At 58.3% G+C, this 6,012-nt stretch carries 5 protein-coding genes and 1 pseudogene; 3 read left to right on the forward strand and 3 right to left on the reverse strand.

Features of this window, described 5'->3' with window-relative positions; all coding sequences use genetic code 11:
• Together THISIDRAFT_RS00170 and THISIDRAFT_RS00175 are read left to right on the forward strand one after the other, a co-directional pair.
• A pseudogene (locus THISIDRAFT_RS00170) lies at positions 1–507 on the forward strand (hypothetical protein); the annotation flags it as partial.
• 365 nt (positions 508–872) lie between these two features.
• On the forward strand, positions 873–1,175 hold the full coding sequence (locus tag THISIDRAFT_RS00175) for a DUF4398 domain-containing protein (protein ID WP_246585289.1): 303 nt from the start codon (positions 873–875) through the stop codon (positions 1,173–1,175).
• Between the two features lie 31 nt (positions 1,176–1,206).
• Here THISIDRAFT_RS00175 and THISIDRAFT_RS00180 read toward each other — a convergent pair whose 3' ends face one another.
• A complete protein-coding gene (locus THISIDRAFT_RS00180; RefSeq protein WP_246585290.1) occupies positions 1,207–2,181 on the reverse strand; it encodes an HDOD domain-containing protein in 975 nt (324 codons plus the stop codon).
• Positions 2,182–2,311: 130 nt separating this feature from the next.
• Here THISIDRAFT_RS00180 and THISIDRAFT_RS00185 point away from each other — a divergent pair, with 130 nt between their 5' ends.
• The gene (locus THISIDRAFT_RS00185) at positions 2,312–4,711 is read left to right on the forward strand and encodes a DUF1631 domain-containing protein (RefSeq protein WP_006788740.1); all 2,400 of its coding nucleotides are present in this window, start codon (positions 2,312–2,314) and stop codon (positions 4,709–4,711) included.
• Positions 4,712–4,781: 70 nt separating this feature from the next.
• On the opposite strand, the gene THISIDRAFT_RS00190 is transcribed toward THISIDRAFT_RS00185, so the two are convergent.
• Both THISIDRAFT_RS00190 and THISIDRAFT_RS00195 read right to left on the reverse strand, forming a co-directional pair.
• A complete protein-coding gene (locus THISIDRAFT_RS00190) occupies positions 4,782–5,288 on the reverse strand; it encodes a DNA-deoxyinosine glycosylase (protein WP_006788739.1) in 507 nt (168 codons plus the stop codon).
• A gap of 58 nt (positions 5,289–5,346) precedes the next feature.
• Positions 5,347–6,012: conserved phage C-terminal domain-containing protein (locus THISIDRAFT_RS00195; RefSeq protein ID WP_221913918.1), on the reverse strand; the 666-nt coding region annotated here is incomplete at its 5' end.

Genomic DNA, 6,012 nt, shown 5'->3' on the forward strand with positions numbered 1-6,012 from the left:
GAGCTGCGCCTGCGTGAGATCTCGGACATCGACGCCGCCAACGCCTTCCTCCCCACCTTCATGGCCGACTTCAACGCCCGCTTCGCCGTCGAGCCACAAAGCCCCCAGGATGCCCACCGACCGGTGCTGCACAGCCCCGAGGAGCAGGCCCTCATCCTTTGCCTGCACCATACCCGTAAGCTCTCCAAGAACCTTTGCTTCCAGTTCAAGAACCGGGAATATCAGCTTCAGGGACAGGGCAAGGGCTACCGCCTGCGGGGTGCCACCCTCACCGTCTGCGAGGCCTTCGACGGCACCATCACCCTCCTGCACCAGGGGCACATCATGCCTTACCGTCTGTTGGCTGAGGGCGAACCGCCCACACCGCTGGATGATGAAAAAAGTGTCCACCACAGCGTCGACCAGGCCAAGGCAAAACAGACCGCCAAGCCAACCTACAAACCGGCGCCGGACCACCCTTGGAGAGGTCGGGGCAACATCACTCCGGCACCAGCCCAAACACCATAACCACGCATTCTACGGGGGACACTTCTGCTTTGCACAAAAGGGGACTTTTCTGAATTGGGTTGACACTGAGACACGCATTCTATGGGTACGATACCGACAGCCGCTTGAAATTTAGCAAAATCGCGCTTATCTTGAAGGCTTAGCCCGTGCATTGCCCACGCCTGGCAGACAGTGATGCCATCGGGTGACGTGCTGCGCTTTTTTCTTGGCCTTGATGCGGAAATATTCCGCACGCGTTGATAATTATGCTCAATATTGATGAGAAACACGGTTTTTTCTGCAACCCGCATGTGCCCGCAACCGCAAAGGCCAGGACCTGTGCGCCACGGGGTGGCGCGCTATGCTGTGCAGGAGTACGCCATGCGTTGGCGTTTGCGCTGCTTTTATTGATGGCGGCCTGTGCCAGCGCACCTCCGGTGCAGCAGATGAGTGATGCGCGTCTGGCGCTGCGTTCTGCTGAGGAAGCGGGGGCGGTGCAATTGGCGGCGGGTCTTTATAAGGAGGCGCAAACCCTGCTTGAGCAGGCCGAGCGTCTGTTAGCGGATGGCAGTTTCCGAATGGCCAAGGATCGTGCCGATCAGGCCAAGTTGCTGGCCATTGAGGCCCGTGAAGAAGCCTTGCGCAGAACCAATGCACAAAGCCATCGCTTGTTTCCGGTGCGGGATTGATAGCTGCTGCGGTGAATGGTGCCGGGTGGGTTCAGACATAGGCGCTGGGTAAAATTGCCTCCAGGGTTTCAATGAACTGGCGTCCCACCTCAGCCCACAGCTCATCGACAATGCCTTCATCCAGACCCAGAATCTGCCAGGCGGAGGCGTCAATATGGCTGGCATAGGCACCAAATTCGCTGAAGCTGCCTTCCATGCGCCGATTACTCAGGGCATCTGCCAGATGTACAATGGCGGCTTCCAGGCTCATCGGTGTCTGACCCGCCAGATGATCATACGCATGATGTGAACCCACCGCTGTGTAGAGGGTTTCTGGCAGCCCCCAGCGTTTCAGCAGGGCAGCGCCCACCTCGGCATGATCAAACCCCAGGTGCTGCCTTTCGTATTCGGCCAAATGCCGCTCATTGCCTCGGGCATCCTGCACGATATCCTGCAGGCTTTCGGCAAAATGTTTATAGATTAACAGGCTGCCGATGTCATGCAATAAGCCGGCAACAAACAGGCGCTCAGGATGCAAAATACGACAGCGCCTTGCCAGGTTGCGGGCAATCAAGGCACTAAATACACTGTGACGCCAAAACACCGCAATGTTGACGAGGCTGCTGGAGATCTGCGAAAAGCTTTGGGCCGCCGTCACTGCCATAGAGAGATGATACAAGCCCCGGGTGCCAATCACCGTAATGGCTCTGGAGACGGTATCGACACGCTGGCTTAGGCCGTACACCGATGAGTTGGCAATGCGCAACACCCGGGCGCTGAGGTTAGGGTCCTGGGCGACAATAATCGCCAGGGCCTTGGTCGAGCTGAGCGGAGAATCCATGACCTGATGCAGGCGGATCAGGATTTCCGGGGGCGAGATGAGCATGGAAACGTCATCGAGCAAAAGATCAATAGTGCAGCGTTTGGGAGATGTATTGTCCGGAATCATGCGCGGTATTCCTTGCCAGGGGGGTGCGCTGCCACCATCACCGCTGGCCGCACACAGGTTAGTAGAATAATCTAACAAATGGGCGCTGCTTACGCCATAAGCGCTTTCGCCAGATGCCCCTTTGTAAAGGCGGATGCCTGAGCGCGGATAGCGCGCTATCTAACCTTGATCAGAAAAGATAAAAGCCCCAAGACCCGAGCGTGTTTGTATGCCTGATGCCCAGTCACCACACCCCGTCCCCAGATCATCCGGGGCCAGCACACCGCCGATTCAGCTGCTCGGTCACTGGCGCAATCTGACCTGTACGCACCTGGATCCCTGTGTCAGCACCTTGCTGGATCGTGCCGATGATGCCTTGTTCCGCCTGGCGGAAAAGGCTGAAGATAATCGTACCCAGACCCTGTATTTTGATGCCATGCGCGAATTGCGGCGCAAGCGCTCCACCCTGGAAAGCGATTACTCCACGCACATTATGCAGCTGTTTGATCGTTTGCTGCGTAATGCCGGGCCATTTAAGCAAGCCGCCGTTGCCATTGATACCGATGAGCTGAGCCTGGTCGGCACAGAGGAGCTGGAGGAAAATCTGGCCATTGATGGTATGGTCGCCAAGGCGCGGCGGGCGCATGATGGCGAACTGGCCACTTTGCAACGTGCCTGTGGGCAGATCATGAACCGCACCCTGAGCGCAGAGAGCTTGCCCGTCGATCCACAGGCACTGTGTCATGCCTTTCGGGAGGCCATGCAGGTCATTGATGTAGACATCAAGGTGCGCCTGATCATCTACAAACTGTTTGAACAGCATGTGCTCTCGGAACTGGGCACCCTGTATCAGGAAATTTTGCGCTACCTGCAACAGCGCCAGATCGTACCCGCGAGCCCGCAGAGCACCCACGAGCGGGCGGCCTCATCCGCTTTTGCCAGTCGCGAACCGCGCAGCACACCACAGGATTTTGCATCACCCTCAAAACCGGCGATCCACGACACCCCTGCAGACAGTGGCAGCGACTTACTGGCGCTGTTTCAACGGCTCAGTCAGCTACATCGTGTCAGTACGCCTGCTGCCGCTGCCAGGGAAGACCCGCCCAGAACTGTCTCAGCCGCGCCGCCAGAGACTGCCAATGTGCCACAGATCAGTGCTGAGCAGCTCAGCGGTGCATTATCTTGCGTGGCCACACAGCTACTGCCGACCCAGGCCCTGCCGCAGGGACAGCATTTTAGCGGAGCACAGCTCAAGCAGGCCGTCATGGGAGCCTTGCCGGTCGGTACAGGGCACAGCCCGCCGATGCTCAATCATGTCGATGAAACGACCATTGATATTGTCTCAATGCTGTTTGATTTCATCTTTGATGATCCAGCACTGCCTGCCCCGGTCAAGGCACTGATCGGGCGCCTGCAAATCCCGGTTTTAAAGGCCGCCATCCTGGATAAATCCTTTTTCAGCCAGAAACGTCACCCGGCGCGCCGTCTGCTCAATGAACTGACGCGAGCGGGTTTGAGCTGGAATGAGGCCGATGAACACGACGACGGTTTGCTCGCCAAAATCACCGAGATTGTAGAAAAACTGCAGCAGGATTTTGACCAGGACAGCACGCTGTTTGATGAAGCCCTGGGAGACTTTCTGGATTTTTGTGAACACCAGGCGCAGCGCGCCGCGCAGCGTGAAGAACAGATTGCCGCCGCCACCCAAAACCGCGAACAGCTCCTGCTGGCCAAAGGCATTGCCGCCGAGGCCATCGAGCGCATCATTGAGGCACACCCGCGCCTGCCCGATCCGGTGTTACGGTTGCTACGCACCACCTGGAAAGACCTGCTGGTGCTGATTTATATCAAAAACGGCCAGCACGGTACGCTCTGGCAAAAAGCCCTGAACGTCGCCTCCCTGCTGGTGTGGAGCTTGCTCCCCAAAAACCTGCCCAAGGAACGAGAACAACTCGCCGAATTACTGCCCTCACTGCGTAAAGCCTTGCAAGAAGGGATGCAGCGCATGGGTGTCAACGAGGCAGAACAGCAAACCCTGTATAGCGTACTGGCACACGAACACGGACGCATGGTACGCAGCAGCAACGCACCCGCACCCGCTGATGCGGTAACGCCCACACGCGAAGCCGAGCACAGCCCCACCCCGCCCCTTGCCAACGCCACGCCGCAAACGCCCCCGGCCACGCTGCCAAAGGCCACGGCTGAACAACCACCACAGGCGCCACACGATGGCCGCTCTTTCATGGCGCGCAAAGTCTCAGAGATCAATCAGCTGATCACCGAAGGACGTTTTCAGGTCTACGCCGAGGTTGCCAGCACCCCAGTCCCCAGCGAAGCCACCGACATCGAAGATATGTACCTGCTGCGTGTCAAGGAACTCAACGAAGGCACCTGGCTGGAACTCCTTGATGAAGCCAACCAACCGCTGCGCGCCAAACTGTCCTGGAAAAGCCTGATCAGCGGCAAATATTTCTTCGTCAACCGCCAGGGCCTGAAAGTGCGCGAAATGAGCATTCACGAACTGGCCCATGAATTTCGCAGTGGCCGCACCCGCATCATCGAAGACCTACCCGTTTTCGACCGCGCCGTCAGCACCCTCATGGCCAGCCTGCGCAAAGACGACAGCTGATACGATGGCCTGATTGATGCCGCAATGTGGTTGGCAGTTCGCTGGGAAATATGCCTGATCGCCTAAGCCATCAGCTCATAGCGTGGCCGTTCTGCAATGCCGCTTGCCAGTGGATGATTTTCTGTTCCAGGCTGAGTCGGGCATTGGCCGGGCTGGTAGATGGCAGAATCAATACCACGGGCACCAGCTGACGGGTTAGCGGGGCCAGGCGGCCACTGGTTTGACCATTATGCACAATGCGCGAAAGCTGCGGACACCCGTATATCAGCTGCTTTAGCGGGTTAAGCTGGGGTTGGCGAATGGCAGCATCAAGACTGCCGCTGCGTTCGCAGCTGGCATACACATCCCACAGGCCATAGCCTGCATCCAGCAAGGCGCTGATCCTTTCAGGATAGGCCAGCGTAAGCAAGGGCTGAGCCAGCACCGCTTCCATGATCGGCCAAAAGGCATTGCGCGGATGCGCATAATAGCCTTGCTGTTTTAGGCTGACCACCCCCGGAAAGCTGCCCAGAATCACTGTATGCGTCTGCGCGGTCAATGCCGGTGCCAATCCCGTGAGTGTTGCGTTTGGTCTCATTGGTTTATTAGCTTGTATTTATAAACAAATCACACTGTGCCGCCACGGGATCATGCCACTACGTCCCGTTAAACTTCATGTTCTGGAAAACATCCTTGGCGCTTTTCCAGGGGCTTGTGGCGGACGCCGCTTGCGTTGTGGCAGCATCATCTTGATGCCGCTGTATGGTATGTGGCGGCACCTTCGAGGTGCCGCCACATGAGGAGGCTTCTGCTTGCGCCTGGGCTTTTCGTTGTGCCTCGCGGTCATCGGCGACCGCGAGGATGCGGCGCATGTCTGCACAGTGTTGGCGGGCCAGGACTTTTTGGGCCTCGGTTTGCGGAGGATCAGGCGGTTTGGGGACATAGGGCGGCGGCGGTGGGGGATCGCGGCGGCGCTGTTGGTAGAGTTCGGAGACGTAGCGTTCCAGCTTGCTGGGGTTAAACAGGGTTTTGGGGTGGAGGTAGCGATAGTGGGGGGTTTGTATCCAGTGATGGACTTTAAGGTCAATCACGCCGCGAAGGATGGCCGGGGGATAGTGTTGCAGGGCCTGGCGCACGGTGCGGTAAGTGTCGGTGCCGGGGGTGGTGGGCAGGCAGGTGTGGGCCGTGCGGTTGAAGTGTTCGATGAGCGCAACGATTTCTTCAGGGGTGCAGGAACGCGGCGTGGGCAGATAGGCGGCGCGGTCATGGCTCATCGGCGTGGCTGGTGGGGAGGCGGGTGGAGGTGCGGGGGCTTGCACCGG

Source organism: Thiorhodospira sibirica ATCC 700588 (assembly GCF_000227725.2).
Taxonomy (GTDB): domain Bacteria; phylum Pseudomonadota; class Gammaproteobacteria; order Ectothiorhodospirales; family Ectothiorhodospiraceae; genus Thiorhodospira; species Thiorhodospira sibirica.